At 72.0% G+C, this 22,163-nt stretch carries 16 protein-coding genes; 10 read left to right on the top strand and 6 right to left on the bottom strand.

Annotated elements, in window-relative coordinates; genetic code table 11:
* The first annotated feature begins 248 nt into the window (after nucleotides 1-248).
* The 7 genes from pta (at nucleotide 249) to ACGF3I_RS22955 (ending at nucleotide 12,121) form a co-directional block, all read left to right on the top strand.
* Nucleotides 249-2,336 carry a phosphate acetyltransferase gene (pta, locus tag ACGF3I_RS22985; protein ID WP_393134839.1) on the top strand — a complete coding sequence of 696 codons (2,088 nt, stop codon included), beginning with the start codon at nucleotides 249-251 and terminating at the stop codon, nucleotides 2,334-2,336.
* A complete protein-coding gene (locus ACGF3I_RS22980; protein ID WP_393134837.1) occupies nucleotides 2,333-3,562 on the top strand; it encodes an acetate kinase in 1,230 nt (409 codons plus the stop codon). The genes pta and ACGF3I_RS22980 overlap by 4 nt, the downstream gene beginning before the upstream one ends.
* 105 nt (nucleotides 3,563-3,667) lie before the next feature.
* Nucleotides 3,668-5,098 (top strand): pyruvate kinase, encoded by a 1,431-nt coding sequence (pyk, locus tag ACGF3I_RS22975; protein WP_393134834.1) that lies wholly within the window; start codon nucleotides 3,668-3,670, stop codon nucleotides 5,096-5,098.
* Nucleotides 5,099-5,496: 398 nt separating this feature from the next.
* Nucleotides 5,497-6,414, top strand: a complete 918-nt coding sequence (locus ACGF3I_RS22970) for an FG-GAP repeat domain-containing protein (RefSeq protein WP_393134832.1) — start codon at nucleotides 5,497-5,499, stop codon at nucleotides 6,412-6,414.
* 100 nt (nucleotides 6,415-6,514) lie between these two features.
* Nucleotides 6,515-10,336 (top strand): hypothetical protein, encoded by a 3,822-nt coding sequence (locus ACGF3I_RS22965; RefSeq protein ID WP_393134829.1) that lies wholly within the window; start codon nucleotides 6,515-6,517, stop codon nucleotides 10,334-10,336.
* 11 nt (nucleotides 10,337-10,347) lie between these two features.
* The gene (locus ACGF3I_RS22960) at nucleotides 10,348-10,695 is read left to right on the top strand and encodes a hypothetical protein (RefSeq protein WP_393134828.1); all 348 of its coding nucleotides are present in this window, start codon (nucleotides 10,348-10,350) and stop codon (nucleotides 10,693-10,695) included.
* A 196-nt stretch (nucleotides 10,696-10,891) separates the two neighbouring features.
* The gene (locus tag ACGF3I_RS22955) at nucleotides 10,892-12,121 is read left to right on the top strand and encodes a D-alanyl-D-alanine carboxypeptidase family protein (protein ID WP_393134826.1); all 1,230 of its coding nucleotides are present in this window, start codon (nucleotides 10,892-10,894) and stop codon (nucleotides 12,119-12,121) included.
* A 104-nt stretch (nucleotides 12,122-12,225) separates the two neighbouring features.
* Here ACGF3I_RS22955 and ACGF3I_RS22950 read toward each other — a convergent pair whose 3' ends face one another.
* From ACGF3I_RS22950 to ACGF3I_RS22935, 4 genes are all read right to left on the bottom strand, one after another.
* The gene (locus tag ACGF3I_RS22950) at nucleotides 12,226-13,587 is read right to left on the bottom strand and encodes a hypothetical protein (RefSeq protein ID WP_393134824.1); all 1,362 of its coding nucleotides are present in this window, start codon (nucleotides 13,585-13,587) and stop codon (nucleotides 12,226-12,228) included.
* Nucleotides 13,577-14,074, bottom strand: coding sequence for a DUF6114 domain-containing protein (locus ACGF3I_RS22945; protein ID WP_393134822.1), 498 nt, complete (start codon nucleotides 14,072-14,074; stop codon nucleotides 13,577-13,579). Before ACGF3I_RS22945 ends, ACGF3I_RS22950 begins: the two co-directional genes overlap by 11 nt.
* A 99-nt stretch (nucleotides 14,075-14,173) precedes the next feature.
* Nucleotides 14,174-14,872 carry a DUF6230 family protein gene (locus ACGF3I_RS22940; protein WP_393134820.1) on the bottom strand — a complete coding sequence of 233 codons (699 nt, stop codon included), beginning with the start codon at nucleotides 14,870-14,872 and terminating at the stop codon, nucleotides 14,174-14,176.
* Nucleotides 14,873-15,516: 644 nt separating this feature from the next.
* Complete coding sequence (locus tag ACGF3I_RS22935) at nucleotides 15,517-16,485, bottom strand: tetratricopeptide repeat protein (RefSeq protein ID WP_393134817.1); 969 nt, start codon at nucleotides 16,483-16,485, stop codon at nucleotides 15,517-15,519.
* A 296-nt stretch (nucleotides 16,486-16,781) separates the two neighbouring features.
* Here ACGF3I_RS22935 and ACGF3I_RS22930 point away from each other — a divergent pair, with 296 nt between their 5' ends.
* Nucleotides 16,782-17,420 carry a TetR/AcrR family transcriptional regulator gene (locus ACGF3I_RS22930; RefSeq protein ID WP_393134815.1) on the top strand — a complete coding sequence of 213 codons (639 nt, stop codon included), beginning with the start codon at nucleotides 16,782-16,784 and terminating at the stop codon, nucleotides 17,418-17,420.
* 96 nt (nucleotides 17,421-17,516) lie between these two features.
* Here the strand turns inward: ACGF3I_RS22930 and ACGF3I_RS22925 are convergent, their stop codons facing one another.
* Nucleotides 17,517-18,569 carry an SDR family NAD(P)-dependent oxidoreductase gene (locus ACGF3I_RS22925; RefSeq protein WP_393134813.1) on the bottom strand — a complete coding sequence of 351 codons (1,053 nt, stop codon included), beginning with the start codon at nucleotides 18,567-18,569 and terminating at the stop codon, nucleotides 17,517-17,519.
* Nucleotides 18,566-19,711 (bottom strand): glycosyltransferase, encoded by a 1,146-nt coding sequence (locus tag ACGF3I_RS22920; RefSeq protein ID WP_393134811.1) that lies wholly within the window; start codon nucleotides 19,709-19,711, stop codon nucleotides 18,566-18,568. Before ACGF3I_RS22920 ends, ACGF3I_RS22925 begins: the two co-directional genes overlap by 4 nt.
* A gap of 63 nt (nucleotides 19,712-19,774) precedes the next feature.
* Here ACGF3I_RS22920 and ACGF3I_RS22915 point away from each other — a divergent pair, with 63 nt between their 5' ends.
* Both ACGF3I_RS22915 and ACGF3I_RS22910 read left to right on the top strand, forming a co-directional pair.
* On the top strand, nucleotides 19,775-20,470 hold the full coding sequence (locus tag ACGF3I_RS22915) for a response regulator transcription factor (RefSeq protein WP_393134810.1): 696 nt from the start codon (nucleotides 19,775-19,777) through the stop codon (nucleotides 20,468-20,470).
* The gene (locus tag ACGF3I_RS22910; RefSeq protein ID WP_393134808.1) at nucleotides 20,467-21,852 is read left to right on the top strand and encodes an ATP-binding protein; all 1,386 of its coding nucleotides are present in this window, start codon (nucleotides 20,467-20,469) and stop codon (nucleotides 21,850-21,852) included. The genes ACGF3I_RS22915 and ACGF3I_RS22910 overlap by 4 nt, the downstream gene beginning before the upstream one ends.
* Nucleotides 21,853-22,163 lie beyond the last annotated feature (311 nt).

Below are 22,163 nucleotides of genomic sequence, written 5' to 3'. Positions count from 1 at the left end.
ATCTCCTGCTTCGCTGGTCCTGGGACGTCACGCCCTAATCATCCGTAACGTGAGCAATTCAGATTGTCCCACGCACCGTGCGCCACCCGCCCATCCTGCTACTCCGACCATCATGGACGGTGGGTCTTCCGACCCTTCCGCCGGGCCTTTCGTCCGGCGGGCGTCCTATCCATCCGCAGAGGTATTGTCAAGAGGGCAAGACCGCCCTATATGGACAATTTCCCGCGATGCAGAACAGGAGAGCACGCGTGACGCGCAGCGTGTACGTGACCGGGATCGACCGGGGAGACGGCCGCCAGGTCATCGAGCTGGGAGTCATGGAGCTCCTGACCCGCCAGGTGGACCGGGTGGGCGTCTTCCGCCCCCTGGTGCACGACGGACCGGACCGCCTGTTCGACCTGCTCCGCGCCCGCTACCGGCTGGCGCAGGACGCGGCCACGGTGTACGGGATGGACTACCACGAGGCCGCCGCGCTCCAGGCGGAGAAGGGTACCGACGAACTGGTCTCCCGGCTCGTCGAGGGATTCCACCGGGTGGCCCGTGACTACGAGGTCGTCCTGGTCCTCGGCACCGACTTCGCCGACACCCAGCTCCCCGACGAGCTGGCCCTCAACGCCCGCCTCGCCAACGAGTTCGGCGCCTCGGTGATCCCGGTGGTCGGCGGCAAGGGCCAGACCGCGGAGTCGGTACGGGCCGAGGCGCGCAACGCGCACCGGGCCTACGACGTGCTCGGCTGCGACGTGCTCGCGATGGTGGTGAACCGGGTCGCCCCGGCCGACCGCCACGAGATCGCGGAGCGCCTGGAGGCCCGGCTCCCGGTGCCCTGCTACGTCCTGCCGGACGAGCCCGCCCTCTCGGCGCCCACCGTCGCCCAGATCGCCGCGGCCCTGGGCGGCACCGTGCTGCTCGGGGACGACTCGGGGCTCGCGCGCGACGCGCTGGACTTCGTCTTCGGCGGCGCCATGCTGCCCAACTTCCTCAACGCCCTGACCCCGGGCTGCCTCGTGGTGACCCCGGGCGACCGGGCCGACCTGGTCGTCGGTTCGCTGGCCGCGCACAGCGCGGGCACCCCGCCGATCGCGGGCGTCCTGCTCACCCTCGACGAGCGGCCCGGCGAGGCGATCCTCACGCTGGCCGACCGGCTCGCGCCGGGCACCCCGGTGGTCGCGGTCAGCCACGGCTCCTTCCCCACCGCGCAGGAACTCTTCGCCCTGGAAGGCAAGTTGAACGCGGCGACCCCGCGCAAGGCGGAGACCGCGCTCGGCCTCTTCGAGCGGTACGTGGACACCGCCGACCTGCTGCGCCGCGTCTCGGTGGCCCGCAGCGGCCGGGTCACCCCGATGATGTTCGAGCACGTCCTGCTGGAGCAGGCCCGCGCGCTGCGGCGCCGGGTGGTGCTGCCCGAGGGCACCGAGGACCGGGTGCTGCGCGCGGCCGACGTCCTGATGCGCCGCGACGTCTGCGACCTGACGCTGCTCGGCGACGTGGAGGCCATCCGCAAGAAGGCCGCCGACCTCGGCATCGACGTCCTCAAGTGCGACATCGTCGACCCGCAGACCTCCGAGCTGCGCCAGCGCTTCGCCGAGCGCTACGCCCAGCTGCGCGCCCACAAGGGCGTCACGGTGGAGCTGGCGTACGACGTGGTGGCGGACGTGAACTACTTCGGCACGCTGATGGTCCAGGAGGGCCTGGCCGACGGCATGGTGTCGGGCTCGGTGCACTCCACGGCCGCCACCATCCGCCCCGCCTTCGAGATCATCAAGACTAAGCCGGAGGCTTCGATCGTCTCCTCGGTCTTCTTCATGTGCCTGGCCGACAAGGTCCTGGTGTACGGCGACTGCGCGGTCAACCCGGACCCGGACGCCGAGCAGCTCGCGGACATCGCGGTGCAGGCGGCGGCCACCGCCCGGCAGTTCGGGGTCGACCCGCGGATCGCGATGCTGTCGTACTCGACCGGCACCTCCGGCTCCGGCGCCGACGTGGACAAGGTGCGCGAGGCCACCAAGCTGGTGCGCGGGGCACGGCCCGACCTGAAGATCGAGGGCCCGATCCAGTACGACGCGGCCGTGGAGCCGTCCGTCGCCGCGACCAAGCTGCCGGAGTCGGAGGTGGCCGGGCAGGCGACCGTGCTGATCTTCCCGGACCTCAACACCGGCAACAACACCTACAAGGCCGTGCAGCGCTCGGCCGGCGCCGTGGCCGTGGGCCCGGTGCTCCAGGGTCTGCGCAAGCCGGTCAACGACCTGTCGCGCGGCGCCCTCGTCCAGGACATCGTCAACACCGTCGCCATCACGGCCATCCAGGCCCAGGCGCAGGAGCAGGAGGCCTCCGCATGACCACCGCCAACCAGGGCACGCGTGTCCTCGTGCTCAACTCCGGTTCCTCGTCGGTCAAGTACCAGCTGCTCGACATGCGGGACGCCTCGCGTCTGGCCGTCGGGCTCGTCGAACGGATCGGCGAGGAGACCTCGCGGCTCAAGCACACCCCGCTGGCGACGGGTGGCGGCACACGCGAGCAGAACGGCCCGATCGCCGACCACGAGGCCGCGCTCAAGGCGGTCGCGCAGGAGCTGGCGGCCGATGGACTCGGCCTGGATTCCGCGGAGTTGGCGGCCATCGGGCACCGGGTGGTGCACGGCGGGCTGAAGTTCAGCGCGCCCACCGTGATCACCGAGGAGGTGCTCGCCGAGATCGAGCGCCTGGTGCCGGTGGCCCCGCTGCACAACCCGGCGAACATCACCGGCATCCGCACCGCACAGGCGCTGCGCCCGGATCTGCCGCAGGTCGCGGTGTTCGACACCGCCTTCCACACGACGATGCCGGAGTCCGCGGCGCGCTACGCGATCGACGTGGAGACGGCCGACGCGTACCGCATCCGCCGCTACGGCTTCCACGGCACCTCGCACGCGTACGTCTCGCGCGAGACGGCGAAGCTGCTGGGGCGGGCGCCCGAGGACGTCAACGTGATCGTGCTGCACCTGGGCAACGGGGCCTCGGCGTCGGCGGTCCGCGGTGGGCGGTGCGTGGACACCTCGATGGGGCTCACCCCGCTCGAAGGCCTGGTCATGGGCACCCGTTCCGGCGACATCGACCCGGCGGTCACCTTCCACCTCAAGCGCGTCGCCGGAATGTCGGCGGACGACATCGACGTGCTGCTCAACAAGAAGAGCGGCCTGGTGGGGCTGTGCGGCGACAATGACATGCGGGAGATCCGCCGCCGCTGCGACGAGGGCGACGAGAAGGCGCAACTCGCCTTCGACATCTACATTCACCGTCTGAAGAAGTACATAGGCGCCTATTACGCCGTGCTCGGCAAGGTGGACGCCATCGCGTTCACGGCGGGCGTCGGCGAGAACGCGGCCCCGGTGCGGGAGGCGGCCGTCGCGGGTCTGGAGGAGCTGGGCCTCGCGGTGGACGGCGAGCTCAACGCCGTACGGTCCGACGCCGCGCGGCTGATCTCGCCGGAGTACGCCAGGGTCGCGGTGGCCGTGGTGCCGACGGACGAGGAGCTGGAAATCGCCCAGCAGACGTATGCGCTGGTCACCCCGGTCCCGAATTCCTGACCGGATTCCGGTTTGTCTGGACGACACCTGAGCGTCACCCCGCCCATTTGTACATTCCACCAGACGGAATATTCCGTAGCGAAACAAACCGATAGGATCCGCCTTATGCGCCGTTCCAAAATCGTCTGCACCCTGGGCCCCGCCGTCGACTCTCATGAGCAGCTCGTCGCTCTGATCGAGGCCGGCATGAGCGTGGCCCGCTTCAACTTCAGCCACGGCTCCCAGGCCGAGCACCAGGCCCGTTACGACCGGGTCCGCAAGGCCGCCGAGGAGACGGGCCGCGCGGTGGGCGTGCTCGCCGACCTCCAGGGTCCCAAGATCCGCCTCGCGAAGTTCGCCGAGGGCCCGGTCGAGCTGGTCCGCGGGGACGAGTTCACCATCACCGCCGAGGACGTCCCGGGCGACAAGTCGATCTGCGGCACGACCTACAAGGGTCTGCCGGGCGACGTGGCCAAGGGCGACCCGATCCTGATCAACGACGGCAACGTCGAGCTCAAGGTCGTCTCGGTCGAGGGCCCCCGGGTGAAGACCATCGTCATCGAGGGCGGTGTCATCTCCGACCACAAGGGCATCAACCTGCCCGGTGCGGCGGTCAACGTCCCGGCGCTGTCCGATAAGGACATCGAGGACCTGCGGTTCGCCCTGCGGATGGGCTGCGACCTGGTCGCGCTCTCCTTCGTCCGCGACGCCGACGACGTCAAGGACGTCCACAAGGTCATGGACGAGGTCGGCCGCCGGGTGCCGGTCATCGCCAAGGTGGAGAAGCCGCAGGCCGTCGCCAACATGGAGGGCGTCGTCGCCGCCTTCGACGGTGTGATGGTGGCCCGTGGCGACCTCGCGGTGGAGTACCCCCTGGAGAAGGTCCCGATGGTGCAGAAGCGCCTGGTGGAGCTCTGCCGCCGCAACGCCAAGCCGGTGATCGTGGCGACCCAGATGATGGAGTCGATGATCACCAACTCGCGGCCGACCCGCGCCGAGGCGTCCGACGTCGCCAACGCGATCCTGGACGGCGCGGACGCGGTCATGCTCTCCGCCGAGTCCTCGGTGGGCGCGTACCCGATCGAGACGGTCAAGACGATGTCGAAGATCGTCGAGGCGGCCGAGGAGGAGCTTCTGTCCAAGGGCCTCCAGCCGCTGGTGCCGGGCAAGAAGCCGCGCACCCAGGGCGGCTCGGTGGCCCGCGCGGCCTGCGAGATCGCGGACTTCCTCAACGGCAAGGCGCTGGTGGCCTTCACCAAGTCCGGCGACACCGCGCGGCGCCTGTCGCGCTACCGCACCTGCCAGCCGATCCTCGCGTTCACCACGGACCCGGGCACCCGCAACCAGCTCGCGCTGAGCTGGGGCGTCGAGACCTATGTGGTCCCGCACGTGGACTCCACCGACGCGATGGTCGACCTGGTCGACGCCGAGCTGCTCAAGCTCAACCGCTACAACGAGGGCGACATCATGGTCATCACGGCCGGCTCGCCCCCCGGCATCCCCGGCACCACCAACATGGTCCGGGTGCACCACCTCGGCGGCTCCGCGCAGGAGTAGCCACCGGTTCCACCCCTTCGGAGGGCGGCACCCCGTCGAGCACGGGTGCCGCCCTCCGGTGCGTCCGCGGCCCCGCCTGCCCCCGCGCCGCCCTCACGGGGCCGTGATGACGCGCCGCCGCGCGATCTCCTGCGGGCGAAGTGCGCCGCTTTGCCCGCCAATCGTCCCGCCAACTCCCAAACTGTGACTTCCAGTTGTGGGGACGAGGTGTAAGGATCGTGTGAGCCCTGGGGGGCGTCAGGGCTGTCAGACACCGCATACGGGCCATCTGCCCGAACGGTACCTTTGTGCCGTCTTCTCGCGAACGGTGCTGTGCGGACCGGCCGGTTCATCCGGCCAGGACCACCGCACCGTGCGCCTCCTCAGGGACGAACCAGCACCCAGAGGCAGGAAGACAGATGCGAAAAGGATGGCGCTTCGCCGCCGGATTCGCCGGACGCCCGCTGCGCCGGGCCCTGGCCGCGGCCGTGGCCCTCTCCGTGGCCGGCGCGGTCGGCGTGGCCGCGGCCCGCACCGGCCAGGCGCCCGCGCAGCCGGCGGCGGCCCAGCAGGCGGTGGCGACCGCACCCGGCCCGGCCAAGATGTTCCCGCTGCTCGCGCACAAGAGCAACGGCCATCTCTACGACTACGAACCCAAGGGCACCGGCGGCGTACAGCCCCAGGTGGACCTGGGCGGCGGTTTCGGCGACGCGACCGCCCTCGTGCAGGCGAACGTCTCGGCCGGGGGCACCGGAAACGACCTGTACCACCGGGTGGGCGGGACGCTGTACTACACCGCCGAGGAAGGCATCGAGACCAAGGTCATCGGCAACGGCTGGGACGCGTACAACCTGCTCGTGTCGGCCGGCAACATGGGCGGCAGCGCCGATCCCGACCTCATCGCGCGGGACACGGCCGGTGCCCTGTGGCTCTACCAGGGCAAGCCGGACGGCACCTTCCAGACCAGGATCCGGATCGGCACCAGCGGCTGGAACGGCATGAACCAGCTGGTCGGGCGCGGCGACTTCACGGGCGACGGCAAGACCGACCTGGTCGCCCGGGGCACCGACGGAACGCTCTACGTCTACCCCGGCACCGGCCAGGCGGTGGCGGACGCCACCATCGGCACCCGCATCACCGTGGGCAAGGGCTGGGAGTCGTACAAGCAGCTCGTGTCGACCGGCGACAACAACGGCGACGGCAGGGCCGACCTGATCGGCAACGACGCGGCCGGAGCGCTGTGGCTGCTCAAGGGCACCGGTGACCCGAAGGCGCCGTTCGCCGCGAAGACGCAGATCGGCACCAGCGGCTGGGCCGCCTTCGACGTCCTGTTCTGACCGGCGTCGCCCGGCCCGCTCCCCCGCCCCCTGATCTCCCGCGCGGCTCCTCGACTCTCGCGCGCCTTCTCAACTCCCCCAGAAGAACGGCTACTTCGTGATGCGTACCTACGCACCCGGGGCCAGACGCCGCCGACACCTCGGCAACTGGTCGAAGCTCCTCGCCTCCACGGCCCTCGCCACCGCGCTGGCCACCACCGTCTCCGGCAGCGGTCTCCAGCCTCCGTTCACCGCCCGCGACACCGCGGCGGCCGTCGACGTACCGCCCGGCTTCGACCTGGACGCGGCGGCCAAGGTCCGCCAGGACCAGTGCCGGCTCGACTTCGTGCTGCGCAAGGGCGGCGGCGGGATGAAGGCCGTCGCCCGCGCCGGCCTGAACGGCACCGACGCCGAACTCGCCACGGCCGCCAACCCGCAGTACTGGGAGACCACGCCGCTCTCCACCGCGTACGAGAAGGACCACGCAGCGGGTTCGGCGAAGCTGGACGAGCTGTACGCCCGCAAGGACGTCTGGTCGCAGTCCCTGAACCAGGAGCCGCCGCCCGGCTACACCTCGGTCGCCGCCTTCCAGGACCCGCCGGGCATGCCGGGCGACCCGAACCCGTCGATCATGGACCAGACCGGGTTCTCGGGCTGGATAGCCGACCAGTTCTGGACCAGCGAGAGCGACTTCTACAACGACCTCACGCCGCTGGCCAACAAGGCCTCGGCGGACGCGGTCACGGCGCTCGCCAAGGCCCGGTACTACCCCGAGACCAACGACAACTACTACGACCGCCGTGCCTTCGAGGACATGACGTTCATGCACGGGATGTACGCGGACGACGCGCGCATCTTCCTGCAGAACGGCGGCTTCCCCACGGCCGCGCCCGACCCGGACTCCATGGAGTTCCGGATCGACGTGGAGAACCTGAAGGCGCGCTTCGCCTCGTGCGCCAGTGACAACCCGCCGGACCCGCACAACGTGCTCGGCACCGAGCTGGCCACCGCGTCCCTGGAGTGGCAGGCCGAACTCGCGGCCCAGAAGGGGCAGCGCGACGTCATCCTGGGCGCCGAGGCGCAGGCCAACAAGGACCTCCAGGTCGCCGCGCAGGCGATGGGCGAGTCGCTCGGCCAGTCGCTGATCGCGAGCCGGCTCGCGGACTGGGAGGCGTACTGGCTGAAGGCCGACCCGGCGAAGGTGGGGCTCTCGTACCCGTCGAAGGCCGACTTCGCCAAGGTCAAGGTCGACATCGCCAACGCCAAGGCGCGCGCCACCGGACGGCTCTACGTCGCCTCGCGTGCCGCGCTGGACGCCAAGGCGCAGGCCGCCAAGGTCGACACCGCGCAGCTGGCGGCGTACGCGATCGCGGACGCGGCCGGTGTGCCGCGCGGCCGCGGGCTGCTCTACGGGCAGCAGGCCGCCCAGATCACGAAGGCGTCGGCCGCCGCCGCGCAGGCCGCGGCCAAGGCCACCGAGACGGCGTCGAACGCGACCCGCGCCTCGGCCGCCGACAGCAAGACCCTGAACGCGCTCGCGATGACGCAGGCGCACGCCTCGAAGGCGGAGTTCCACCGCAAGGCGGCCGAGGAGGCCGCGGCGCAGGCCAAGGCCGCCGCCGACGGCGCGGCCCTGCAGGCGAAGCTCGCCGCCGACAACGCCGCCAAGGCCAAGGCCGCGCAGGCCAAGGCAGAGGCCGCCGAGTCGACCGCCAAGGACGCCGCCGCCGACGCCCACGCCAAGCGGCTCACCGCCGAGGCCGAGCGCGACAAGGCGGCGGCCGAGCGGGCCACCGCCGACCGCGAGCGGGCCAAGGCCGCGGACGCCGAGGCCCGGGCGCAGACCCAGCAGGCCGCGGCGGCCACCGCGCGCCAGAACGCCGAGACGGCGGGCGCCACCGCGAGCAGCAAGCGGGCCGACGCCGAGGCGGCCGAGCTGAAGGCGTTCAACGCGCGCAACGACGCGGCGACCGCCGACCGCAACAAGGACGCCACCACCGCCCGCGCCAAGGCCCTTGAGGCGGCGGCAGCGGCGGCCGAGGGCACCGCGGCGGCCGGCGAGACCCGCCAGGCCGCGACCGATGCGCGCAACGCCGCCAACGCGGCGACCGGCGCGGCCACTTCGGCCCGTGCGGCGGCCGACGACGCCGGGGCCGCATCGCAGGCCGCCGACGCCGCGGCCACCCGCGCCGAAGGCGCCGCGGCCCGCTCGCAGGCGGCGGCGGACGGAGCCGCGGCCGATGCCGCGACCACGCACGCGGCGGTGATGACCGCCCACGCGGCGGCGGCCGACGCCATCTCCGCCTCCGAGGCGGCGGCGCAGAACGTCAAGAACGCCCAGGCGCTCGCCGCCGAGGCCGCGCAGCACGCCGTCACCGCACGGCAGAACGCCACCGCCGCCCGCACCGAGGCGACCGCGGCGGCGGCCACCGCCGTCCAGACCGCGGGCTACGCCTACGCCACCGGACAGGCGGCCACCGCCGCCCGCGACTCGGCGCTCCAGGTCGTCAAGCCGGCCAATGACGCCATCGAGCTCGGCTCCCCGTACAAGGAGACCGACTCCTCGGCGGGTCTGGCCGTGCTGACCGGGCAGGCCGCGAAGACCGCGGCCGAGCAGCAGGCGGCCGTGGCCCAGGCCAAGGCCGACCAGGCCGCGAAGGCCGCCGTGGAGGCCAAGGCGCTCGCCGCCAAGGCCGACGCCGACGCCAAGGCGGCCGCGACCGCCGCGTCCAACGCCGCCGACTCCGCGGCCGCGGCCGCCGTGTCGGTGAAGCAGGCGCAGGCGTCCGCGGCCGAGGCCGCCAAGGCCGCCAAGGCCGCGCGGACCGCCGAGGCCCACACGGTCGAGTACGACCGGCAGGCCAACGAGGACGCGATGTTCGCGCAGCAGGCGGCCACCGCCGCCGGCACCTCCGCGACCGCCGCGCGCGCCTCGGCGACCGAGGCGGAGCAGAGCGCGAGCGGCGCCCGTTCGGCGGCCACCGCCGCCGAGAGCGACGCCTCCAGCGCCCGCGCCACGGCGACCACCGCCGAGAGCGACGCCACCGCCGCCGAGGAGTCCGCGGCGAACGCGGACGCCTACGCCAAGGACGCGGACGCCTCCGCCACCCACGCCGAGGAGGAGCTGCGCGCCTTCCAGGCGCAGCAGCGGGCGGCGGCGCTCGCGGCCAGCAAGGGGGACGGCGGCAGCGGCAACGCCGGGCCCGAGCTGTCGGCCGACGAGGAGCAGGCGCTGCGCGAGCAGTGCGGGCAGGCTTGTGTGGACGAGTTCCGCAAGGCGCAGGCCGACGCCAACAAGAGCGTCATCGACTGGGTGATCGAGAACGGCGGCCAGGTGCTCCTGGACGTCGTCGGCGTGACCGACGCCAAGCGCTGCTTCTCGTCCGGTGACATCGAGAGCTGCCTGTGGACGCTGGTCAACGCGGCCAGCCTGATCGCGATCATCGGCAAGATCCCGGCGGTCGCCAAGGCGATCGTCAGCATCTCCTCGGGCCTGTCGGACTTCTTCCGTTCGCTGCGGATCGCCGAGCAGACCGTGGAGCGGCTGCGGTCGCTGGTGCGGGCCAAGGTCGTGGTCAGCGCGCACATGGAGATCGGCCCGTACAAGATCCTGTCCGCGGCGGGCGAGAACATCGTCAACCTCAAGCGGGCCGTCGAGGCGGGCGGGTTCACCTGGAAGTTCAACACGGGCCACTCGTTCTACCGGGCGCACAAGGGCCCGCAGGTGCTCAACGACTTCCGCAAGACGAGCCTGACGCCGGACGAGGTCGAGAAGGCGATCATGAACGACGTGATGACGTTCCTGGGCGAGGGCGGCAAGCTGCCGCGCGGCGGGGCCATCCCGGACCGGCTGACCCGGATCGGCAAGGTCGAGATCGGCTACAAGATCATTCAGGTCTCCGATGACATGCTCGCCATCGGTACCTACTGGCCCGGCCCCTAAGGAGTCGCTTCATGCCGGATCTGATCGCACTGGCGCGCGCCGTCGTTCCCGAGAACAAGACGGCCGGCGACCCGGCGTTCGGTCTCGCGGAGATCGAGTTCGTGGAGGCGGTCACCTACGCCTCCGCGGACGAGCTCATCGCGATGCTGCGGGTGCTGCTCGACGAGGACTGGATGGGGCTGCCGCCCTGGGCGCGCGGTCTGGCGCACCGGATCGCCGTCCTCCAGCGACCGCACGACGGTGCCCTCCTGCGAGCCTCCGCGCACGACCGGTCCGCGTTCTACCAGGACGCGGACGGCATCACGGCCGCCCTCCTGCGGGAGGCCGACCGACTGGACGGAGGCGCGCCGAGCGCCTGACCGACCCGGGCCGGGCCGAGCGCCCGGCCCGCCACGTGGCCCGTACTCCCTTCGGGGGGTGCGGGCCACACCCGCGTCCGGGCCCGGCCGCCCGCCGGACGGGCTGAGGCACCTGGCCGTTCCATGAGCGGGGCGTGGCGAATTCCACGGACGGACGAATCAATTCCGTGACATCTCCTGCGGTACGTTCACGTCCATGCGTCTTCCCATATCGCCGCAGGTCCGACGCGCACTCGTGGCGCTCACCGCCACCGCGGTCACCGCGGGCGCCGCCGTCGGCCCGGCGGCTGCGAGCGGCCACCTCGCGAAGCGGCCCGCGCCGACGACGCCCGGGGCGCCCGGGGCCGAGGCCAAGAAGCAGCCGCCGGCCGGGATGGCGCAGACGGGCGGCGCGCGCCTGGGGCTGGCGGGCGACCAAGTCGGCGCCGGGGCACCGGCGTTGCCGCCGGACCTCTCGGCGCTGTCCTGGGTGGTGGCGGACGCCGACACCGGCCAAGTGCTCGGGGCCCGCAACGCGCACTGGCCGCTCCCTCCGGCCAGCACCCTGAAGATGCTCTTCGCGGACACGGTGCTGCCGGCCGTGCCGCACGGCGCGAGCCGCAAGGTCAGCGACGAGGACCTCAAGGGCATGGGCGACGGCAGCAGCGCGGTCGGCATCGTGCCCGGCCAGACGTACCAGGTACCGGATCTGTGGCGCGGGGTGTTCCTGCGCTCGGGCAACGACGCGGTGCACGTCCTCGCGGCGATGAACGGCGGGGTCCCCAAGACGGTCGCCGACATGCAGAAGAAGGCCGAGGCCCTCGGCGCCAAGGACACCCATGTGCTGAGCCCGGACGGCTACGACGCCCCGGGCCAGGTCTCGTCCGCGTACGACCTGGCGCTGTTCCTGCGCTCCGGCCTGAAGAACACGGACTTCAAGCAGTACTGCGGGACGGCGTCCGCCGCGTTCCCCGGCGGTCCCAACACCAAGGGCAAGCCGTTCGGGATCTCCAACACCAACCGCCTGCTGTCCGGCATCGACGGGGTGGCCAAGTACCCCGGTCTGATCGGCGGCAAGAACGGCTACACCACCAACGCCGGGAACACCCTGGCCGAGGCCGCCACCCGAGACGGCCACACCCTGGTGGCGACGGTGATGAACCCGCAGGAGAACAAGCACGACAAGGTGTACACCGAGATGCGCCAACTCCTGGACTGGGGCTTCGCCGCGGCGGGCAGGGCCGCTCCGGTGGGCACCCTGAACCCGCCGGCCCCGGCGGCCGCGGGCTCGGACGGGAACGGTTCGGCGACGGGAGCGGCGGCCGGTTCGGCGGACTCGGGCATCGGCGCGCTCGGCTGGACCGCCATCGGCGCGACCGTGGTGGTCGCGGGCGGCGCGGGCGTCCTGCTGCTGACCCGGCGCAAGCGGGGTGGCGCGGGGCGCTGAGCCAAGCTCCCCGGCAACCGTCCATGACACGGCCGTGGCCCGCACTCCCCCGATGAGGGAAGGCGGGCCACGGCTCAACCGGCTTGCCCTGAAAGGCACTTGGGCTAGGTGGTGGGGTTGCCGTCCGTGACGTAGTTGTGCAGGCCGGGGACTTTGAGCGTGCCGCCGAACTGACCGGCTTGACGGATCGTCACGTTGGTGAAGAAGGCCGCCGGGATGTTCAGCGGAGGCGGGCTGGTCGGGCTGAAGGTGATCGGGATGAGGCCGAGGAGATTGCCCTTCAGCTCCTCCGTGTACATCGTCACCTTGCCGTTGGTGATCTCGGACTTCGAGCCGGAGCGTGCCACGACGTGGGCCGTGGTCGGCTTGCCGTTCACCTCGGGGCCGTACACCTGCTGGTCCAGGTTGTCGATGCCCACGTACGTCGCCGTGAACTTGAGGACCTTCTTCGTCGTGTCGCCGGCCCTGACCTCGACGATGCCCTCGTAGTTCAGACCAGTCAGGGTGAGCAGCGAGCTCTTGAGGATCCACGGCTGGCTGGGAAGCACCGGCACGCCCTGATCGAGCTTGGCCTCGGCGAGCGCCTTCGGGTCGGCGGTCGGGCACGGGAAGCGGGGCTTGGCGCCGTCGGGTATCGCCGTGTCCGCCTTCGGGTCCAACCCCTTGACGGCGTCCGGGAGTTCGGAGACCTGCTGACCCGTCGCGTCAGCCGCCTTCTTGATCGCTTCGGTCGTCTTGTCGAGCACCGTGTCGCTCTTCTTGGCGGGGGTGCTCGGCTTGCTGGACGGCTTGGGCGAGGACGAAGACGTGGACTTGGGCGGCGTCGCCGTGCTCGCCGAGGGCTTCGGCGCGGGTGGCGTCGGCGTGGTCGGCGTGGGCGTGGGGCTCGGCGTGGTGTGGATGCCGAACAGGCCCTTGAGCGCGTCGCCGAGGCCCAGCGGGTCCAGCGGGTTGGTCTTCTTCTCGGGCGCGGGCGTCGCCGTGTCCTTGCTCGCCGGCGGCTGGACCGTGGACGGCTTGGACGAGGGCGGGGCCGCCGGCTTCAGGAGCTTGTCCACGGTGTCCCCGGCGGAACCGGAGGCGGTGGGCGCGGGCGTCTTCGACTGCGCGTCCGGCTTGTCGTCCGCCGTCTTGTCGTCGGCCTTCGACGACGCCGACGGGCTCGGCGAGGCCTTCCCCGACGCGCTGCTCGACGGGCTGGGCGAGCCCGAGGGGCTGTCCGAACGGGTCACGCACGGGCCGGGAGCGAACGGGATGTCCGTCTTGTCGTCGGCCATCGCGAGCTTGGGCGTGAGGCTCATCCCGACCAGGACGGCCGTGGGCATCGCGGCCAGCGCCATCGCCTTGCCGGCGGGCATGTGCCACTTGGTCAGCAGGGACTTCTTCGGAGCCGCGTGCCGCGGCCCCCTTCTTGCCCGCGGGTCGCCGCCTCCGGTCGAGTCCAGCTGCGTCTCGTCACCCCGCACTGTTCCTCCCGCCGTTGGCGTCAACTGTCGTTTCGGTGGCGGCGGTTCCGGGGTCCGGCGTGTCCTTGGCCTGTTCCACCTTCTCGCCCCGGCGCGGCTTGGACGGCACCCAGGCACAGGCGAGCGCGCCGCCGAACAGGGAGAGCAGGAAGCCGATGAGGAATCCGCCGATGTTGGCGATCGGGATGGAGATCAGCGCCAGAAGGATCGCCGCGACCCCCGCGAACGTCCGGACCACGCTGTGGAACCACATGGTCAGACCGAGCGTGACCAACAGAACGCCGATGATGAGCGAGCCCGCACCTGCCGTGGTCGACATGGCCAGCGTGACGTTGCCGAGGTGCATGTTGGCGTACGGGAAGTACATGATGGGCACGCCACCGGCAAGGGTGAACAGCCCGGCCCAGAAGGGCCTGTGCTCCCTCCACGCCCGGAAGCGAAGCCGCCAGTATCGGAAGTCGCGGGAACCCGTGGTCTCGGCGCTCATGGAAAACAGCTCCCTGGTACCGCAATTGCTGTGAAAAAGATGGAGAGGTTCCGGTGGCCGCCGGACACTGACGCGATCAGCGGCCACCGAACGGAGTGCCTACTGCTTGAACTCCTGCTGCCAGGACCCGCATTCGTTCTTCTTCGGGTCCTTGTCCACGGCAAGGCTGAGCTTGAGGCCGGGGAGCTTGAACGAGCCGGCCGTGGTGGCCCACGCCCGCTGCTCCACGTTGCTCAGCTCCGCACGGTCGGCCCGCTGGGCGAAGCCGTACGGGCTGCCGCCGGGCGTCTTGCCGTCCGCGCCCGGCTGGATCTTCGTGACGAGGTTGCCGTCCTTGTCCCGCTTGCCCTCGCCGGCCGCGACACCGATGTCGATGTTCGTGAACTGCGCGTCGGTCGCCAGTTCGGAAACATCCAGGTAGATGTTGTCCGCCTGGATCTGCTGCTGGCCGCCAGCCTTCAGCTTCATCGTCACGTAGCCGAGACCGAACGGCATCGGCTGCACGACCGACTGGCACATCTTGTCGATGCCCGCGTGGCTGAAGCCCGAGACGACGACCGCGTTCGTCTGGTCCTTGCCGTCGAGGGACTTACCGGTCGCGACGCTGCCGTACTGCAAGAGGTTCTGGCCGTCCAGCTTCTCGGCGGTCACCTTGAAGTCGACACCCGACACACTGAACGACGCCGCGAGCGCACCCTGCGCCAGGCCGACGCCGATCGCGGCCGTCGCGGCCACGCTCGGCACCATGACCAGAGCGAACCGCTTCCATCTGGTCCCGCCACGTACTTGGGACTCCATGACTTTCCTCCTTCTCGGACGTACATCTCCGGGACGGACCCTCAAGGGCTGTCACGGGATGGGAGAAGTGCTACGTCCTCGGGAAGGGGAACGCGCGGGAGGTCGACCGCGTACGACTCGCGCACCTCGTCCGACACCGGCGATCACCCCCGAGCGACAACCACTGGCCACGCATTCGCGCAACCTCTGGACAGGCCCTGCCGGGAAGCAGAGACCCCCCTGTCCACGGCCGGTGCCACTGGCTCCGGCCGGCCCGGTGGGGACCCAAGTGGGCGGCAGCGCCGAGTGGGTGTCGGGCTGGTGCGTTATTGGACCGAGCGTGGCCGATCGTGGTCCATTCGGAGCCTCGGCACAAGGGGGATCGTTACTAGCCAGTAACGGCCCGATAACCGAAGCACGACCGGTCGGTATCGGGCGGGCACTCAGGGTGCCGCCGAGTGACCGGACACAAGGGGAAATCGCCGCAGAAAAGCGGACGTAAGAAGCGGCTCAACTTACTGCAAGTAACAGCGGCCGCGTTTACCAAGTTTTGGTAAAGCGCGGCCGCCTCTTGTCTCTCTGTCGCCAAATCGTCCGTCGCGGACCGTGCCCGGACACTCCGTCGGTGACAGTTTCGCGAGCGTTCGACGACGCTCGTCAGCGGGTCAGAAAAGCACCCTCGCCAGCGCGGTTCGGGCCGCCGTGACGCGGGGGTCGTCGCCGCCGATCACCTCGAAGAGCTCCAGCAGGCGCACTCGCGCCGCGTCACGGTCGTCACCGAACGTGCGCCGCACGGTCTCGACGAGACGGCCGAAGGCGTCCTCCACATGACCGCCGACCAGGTCGAGGTCGGCCGCGGCGATCTGGGCGGCCGCATCGGCCGGCTTCTCGGCGGCGTCCTTGCGGACCTGCGCCGGGTCGAGCGACTGCACGCGCTGGAGCAGTTCGGCCTGCGCGAGGCCGAGCTTGGCCTCGGGGTTGCCGGGGTCGTCGCTCAGCACGTTCTTGTACGCCTGGACCGCGCCGGGCAGATCGCCCGAGTCGAGGGCGACGACGGCCGCTTCGAGCAGGGCGTCGTACGGGCCCGCCGGGAGCGGGGCGTCGGCGGCGGGAGCGGACGCGTCCGGGTCCACCGCGATGCCGGTCAGGCCGAAGCGCTCCTCGGCGACCTGCACAAGCTGGTCGAGGGTCTCGCGGATCTGCGCCTCGGGGGCCGCGCCCTGGAAGAGGGGCAGCGCCTGGCCCGCGACGACCGCGAAGACGGCCGGGATCCCCTGGATCCCGAACTGCTGCATCAGCATCTGGTTGGCGTCGACGTCGATCTTGGCAAGGAGGAAGCGGCCGTTGTACTCGACGGCGAGGCGTTCGAGCAGCGGGCCGAGCTGCTTGCAGGGCTCGCACCACTCGGCCCAGAAGTCGATGACGACCGGTACTTCGGAGGAGCGCGTCAGGACGTCGCGCTCGAAGGAGGCCTCGTCGACATCGATGACGAGGGCGGACGGCGCCACGGCCGGGACCCCGCCCTGCCGGGCGGCCTCGGCCCGGGCCTGCTCCGCCTTGCTCTTGGCCTCGCCGGCCGCCTTCACCGCGGCGAGGTCGACGACGCCGCTCATGGACATGTTCCTAGGCTGCATGCGTACATCCTCCCCCTTCCGCGACGGTGCGTGGTGATCCGGTGGCAGGATCCGGGCCCCTCCCGCGGTCTCCCGCCGGATGCGAGACTGCGGGCGGGCGCGGATCCGCCGCCGGTCGGTGCTGGTGGCGCCCGGGTCCCCACCCCGGCGCCGGTGACATGTGGTTGTCGCGGAAGGCCGCTCACGGCTTTCGCTACGAGCCGTAGCGTAACTGGTGCACGGGCGGCGCGCGGGGTGATCTCGCGCACACCCCGAGCCCCCTGGCGCGATTGCTACCGGCCGGTATGGTCGCCGACATGCCTTCTTCATCCCGCGCCGCGCGACCGTCCTGCACGGGCCGCACGGGCCGGCCCCGCAGCGCCGAGGCCGATGCCGCGATCCTGCTGGCGACGCGCGAGGCGCTGGTGGACCTCGGCTGGTCGAAGCTGACGATGGGCGACGTGGCGAGCCGGGCCGGGGTCGCCAAGACGACGCTCTACCGTCGCTGGGCGGGCAAGAACGAGCTCGTCGTGGACGCGGTCGCGGTCCTCTTCGACGAGCTCGAACTCCCGGACCTGGGCAGCCTGATGGCCGATGTGGAAGGCGTCGTGCTGCAGTTCGCGGCGCTGCTCGAACGGCCCGAGACGAAGACCGCGCTCATGGCGGTGGTGGCCGAATCCACCCGGGACGACGCGCTGCGCGGGCGGATCCGCTCGGCCATCGTGGACCGCCAGAAGCGGCTGGTTCTGGTCGGCCGGGAGCGGGCCCAGGCCCGCGGGGAACTCCCCTACGAGGACGATCCGGCCGTATCGGCCCGTCACGCCGACCTCATCTTCGACGTGGTGGCGGGCGCGGTGGTGCACCGGGCGCTGGTCAGCGCGGAGCCCGTGGACGAGGAGTGGGCCCGCGACTTCACGCTCCTGATCTGCTCGGGCCTGGCCGCGACGGCGGCCTGAGGGCCCGCCGGCGGGGGCACGGCCACGCCACCGGCCGGCCGGCCGGCCGCCGGCGTGGCCACGGGCCGGCCGGGCGGCTCAGACCCGTCAGCCCTGTCAGACCTGGTAGCGCCCGGGCGCGAACAGCGCCAGGTTCTCCTCCACCCAGGCCGACGTCCGCTTCAGGCCGTCCTCCAGGTCGACTTCCGGCTCCCAGCCCGCCCATTCACGGGCCCGGGTGTTGTCCGAGAGCAGACGTTCCACCTCGCTGCCCGAGGGCCGCAGCCGGGCCGGGTCGACCACGACGGAGGCCTCGCGGCCGGACGCCGCGATGAGCGCCTCGGCCAGGTCGCCGATCGCGATCTCGCGCCCCGTGCCGAGGTTCACGACCTCGCCGAGCGCCCGGTCGCACGCGGCGACCGCGAGGAAGCCCCGCGCGGTGTCGGTGACGTAGGTGAAGTCGCGTGTCGGGGTCAGCGAGCCGAGCTTGATCTCCCGTACGCCCGCGTGCAGTTGGGCCAGGATCGTGGGGATGACCGCGCGGGCGGACTGGCGCGGGCCGTAGGTGTTGAAGGGGCGCACGACGGTGACCGGGAGCTCGAAGGCGTGCCAGTGCGAGAGCGCCATCATGTCGGCGCCGATCTTGGACGCGGAGTACGGCGACTGCGGCTGGAGCGGGTGGCGCTCGCCGATCGGGGCGGTCAGGGCCGTCCCGTACACCTCGCTGGTGGAGGTGTGGACGAGCCGGCGCACCGCGTGGCGCCGGCACGCCTCGGCGATGTTCTCGGTGCCGACCACGTTCGTCTGCACATAGGCGCCCGGGGAGTCGTAGCTGTACGGGATGCCGATGAGGGCGGCGAGGTGGAAGACGGTGTCGCAGCCGGCGACCGCGTCCGAGACCCGGCCCGCGTCGCGGACGTCGCCCGCGATCATCTCCACCGAGGGGTGGTGCATGAGGTGGGCCAGGTGGCCCTTCTCGGCGTACGGCTTGTAGTGCACGAACGCCCGGACGTGCGCGCCGAGTTCGACCAGCAGGTCGACGAGGGTCGAGCCGATGAAGCCCTCGGCTCCGGTGACGAGGACGGTATGGCCGTGCCAGGCGGTGGCGCCGGCGGTGGTGTCGGCGCCGGCGGCCGAGATGGAGCGGGCGGTGGAGGCGGTGGTGCTCATGCTGCGTACTCCCTGGTGGGCGAGGTGGGGCAGGAGGCGAGTTCGAGGACCCGGGCGGCCAGCAGGTCGGCGGCGCGGGCGTGGTTGCCGGGGTCGGCGGCGCCGCTCATCGCGGCGAGCCGGACGGGGTCGGCGAGGAGCGGTTCGAGGACGCCGGCCAGCCGGAACGCGGTGGTCTCGGCGTCCGGCACGAGCAGTCCCGCACCGGCGTCGGAGAGGACCCGCGCGTTGTGGGTCTGGTGGTCGCCGGGGGCGTGCGGGTAGGGCACGAGCACGGCGGGCACGCCGGTGGCGGCGAGTTCGGCGACGGTCGCCGAGCCGGCCCGGCACACCACGAGGTCGGCGGCCGCGTACGCGAGGTCCATCCGGTCCAGGTACGGCACGGCGCGGGCATGAGTCATGCCCGTCAACTGGGCTTCTGTCTCGGCCAGTTGGGACGGCCCGGTCTTGATGAGGAGGTGGACGTCGGTGCGGTCCCGCCAGCGGTGGGCGAGGCCGACGGCCGCCGCGGTGAGCCGGGCCGCGCCCAGGCTGCCGCCGTTGACCAGCACGAGCCGGGCCCCGGGCGGCACACCGAGCGCGTGCCGGGCCTCGCCGCGCAGGGCCGTGCGGTCGAGCGAGGCGAGGGAGGCGGCGATGGGCATGCCGGTGGTGAGGGCGTCCTGGCCGCCCGCGAGGTGGGCGCGGCTGCGGTCGAAGGCGACCGCGATGTTCGGGGTGAGCCGGGCCGCGAACTGGTTGGCGCGGCCCGGCACCGCGTTGGACTCGTGGATCAGACTGGGCAGCCCGGCCAGCTTCGCGCCGACGATGACGGGCGCGCTCGGGTAGCCGCCCATACCGACCGCGACCTGGGCGCCCTGCGCCTTGAGGAGCGACCGGCACTGCGCGCCGGACTTCAGCAGCGCGGCCGGGAGCAGATAGCGCCTGGCGCCGAGCGAGGGGTCGAAGGGGATCATGTCGACGGTGTGCAGCCGGTACCCGGCGCGGGGTATGAGCTCGCCCTCAAGGCCCCGGGTCGTGCCGACGAAGGAGATCACCGCGTCGGGGACGGCCCGCCGCAGCGCCTCGGCGAGCGCGAGTCCGGGGTAGATGTGCCCGCCGGTGCCGCCCGCCCCGATCACTACTGACAATGGTGTGCGCATGGCACCGAGGTTCACGGGGCGCCTTAAGAGGGTTCTAAGAGCCGCGTTTGGCAGGCTTTGCCCATGAGCACCACGCGCGCGGTCAGAATCCTCGTCGTCGACGACGAGCCGGAGGTACGGGCGGCCGTCGAGGACGGCCTCGCGGTCGAGGGGTACGAGGTGCGGGGCGCCCCCGACGGGCTCGCGGCGCTCTCCGAGGTGGCCGCCTGGCGGCCCGACGCGATCGTCCTGGACGTGATGATGCCGGTGCTCGATGGGCTCGCGGTGTGCCGCCAGCTGCGGGCCATGGGCGACCGCACCCCGGTGCTCGTACTCACCGCGCTCGATTCGGTCAGCGAGCGGGTGGACGGCCTGGAGGCGGGTGCGGACGACTACCTGGTCAAGCCCTTCGCGCTGGACGAACTCATCGCCCGGGTCCGCGCGTTGCTGCGCCGGGCGGCCCCCGATCCGGCCGAACCGCAGGAGCTGCGCTACGCGGACCTGGTGGTGGATCCGGTCGCCCACACGGCCCGCAGGGGCGAGCGCCCCATCGACTTCACCCGGACCGAGTTCGCCCTCCTCGAACTGCTGATGCGCAACCCCGGGCAGGTCCTGCCGAGGGAGCTGATCCACGAACTGGTCTGGGGACGCGACTTCGGCCCCGACTCCAACTCCCTCGCGGTGTACGTGGGTTACCTGCGCCGCAAACTGGAGGCGGCGGGCGAGTCCCGGCTCGTGCACACCGTGCACGGCGTCGGCTACCGCCTGGAGGCCTCATGAGCTCCCGGCGGCGCCTCGGGGCCCGCTGGCGCCGGCACCGTCCGCTGCGCACCCGGCTCGCGATGGCCGCGTCCGCGGCGGTGGCGCTGGTCGCGGTCGGGGTGTGCACGGGCGCGTTCTTCGTGATCCGCTACGAGCTGTTCCACCAGCTCGACCTGAACCTGACCCAGTCGGCGACCCTGGCCGTCCAGCAGAACCGGGGCGCGGCGCCCGGGGTGCTCGCCGGGGAGTGCCGCTACCTGTCGGCGCCGGCCTGCGCCCAGGTCGTCCCGGCCGATCCCGCGAAGGACCCGTCCGAGCCCTATCTGCTGCCGGTGAGCCCGCCCGTTCGCGCGGTCGCCTCCGGTGCGCGCAACGCGTACTACACCAACATCACGCTGCCCGGCGGGCTGCCCGCGCGGATGCTCACCACGACGTTCCCGGGCGGGCACAAGTCGCTCCAGGTGGCGCTGCGTTCGGACACCGTGCACAAGGGGGTGGGCCAGGCCGCGTGGCTCCTGAGCGGGGTCGGGGCGGCCGGGGTGCTGCTCGCCGCGGCGCTCGGGTACATGGTGTCGCGCACCGGCCTCGCGCCGGTGGCTCGGCTCACCGCGACGGCCGAGCACATCGCGGCCACCCGCGATCCGAGCCACCGCATCGAGCTGCCGCCCGGGCCGTCCTCCAAGGAGGACGAGGTCACGCGGCTCGCGGCGTCGTTCAACACGATGCTGGGCGAGCTGGAGCAGTCGGTGACGGCGCAGCGGCGGCTCGTCGCGGACGCCTCCCACGAGTTGCGCACACCGCTCACCGCGCTGCGCACCAACGCGGAACTCCTGGCGCGGGGTGACCGGTTGACGCCCGCTCAGCGCGAGCGGGCCTCGGCCGCGCTCGGGCGTCAGATCCGGGAGGTGTCCGTTCTGGTCAACGACCTCATCGACCTCGCGCGGGACGAGGAACCCACGCCGCTGCTCGAGGAGGTCCGCCTGGCCCCGCTGCTCGCGCACACCGTCGACACCGCGCGGGCGCACTGGCCGGCCACGCCGTTCCACCTGGAGCTGCTGGACGCGTCGGCGACGCTGCCCGGGGTGCCGGCTCGGCTCGCCCGGCTCATCTCCAACCTCCTGGACAACGCGGCGAAGTTCAGTCCGCCGGGGGCGCCGGTGGAAGTGGTGCTGGGGGCTGGGGAGCTGACGGTACGGGATCACGGGCCCGGGATCGCCCCGACGGATCTGCCGTACGTGTTCGACCGGTTCTACCGGGCCGAGCGGGCTCGGGCTCTGCCGGGGTCGGGGTTGGGGCTTGCGATGGCTCGGCAGATCGCCCGGGCGCACGGGGCCGAGCTCGTCGCCCTGGGTGCGCCCGGCGGCGGAGCCCTGTTCCGCCTGACCCTGCCTCTTGCTTGACCCGGGGGGAGCTTGCCCACCCGCGTGCGCCCCAGCTCGGCTGAACCCTGGGGCTGCGCCCCAGACCCCCCGAGGGGTTTGCCCACCCACCCGCCCGTGCAGGGGGTTGAAGGGTGCGGCCCCTGGGGCTGCGCCCCAGACCCCCAGAGGGGCTCCGCCCCTCGAACCCCGGCGGGGGCTCCGCCCCCTGCGCCCCTACTCGGGGGCTGCGCCCCCGAACCCCCCTTCGCGCCTGAACGGCGCTCGTCCTCAAACGCCGGACGGGCTGAGATGCCCGGTCCGGGCCAGCACCGGTGCTGCTTAGGGGCGCG

Origin of the sequence: Streptomyces sp. NPDC048111, from assembly GCF_043202815.1 — a bacterium.
In the GTDB taxonomy this organism is placed as follows: Bacteria; Actinomycetota; Actinomycetes; order Streptomycetales; family Streptomycetaceae; genus Streptomyces.
Note: the sequence above shows the minus strand (reverse complement) of the source record. Positions and strands in the feature narration are given on the sequence as shown.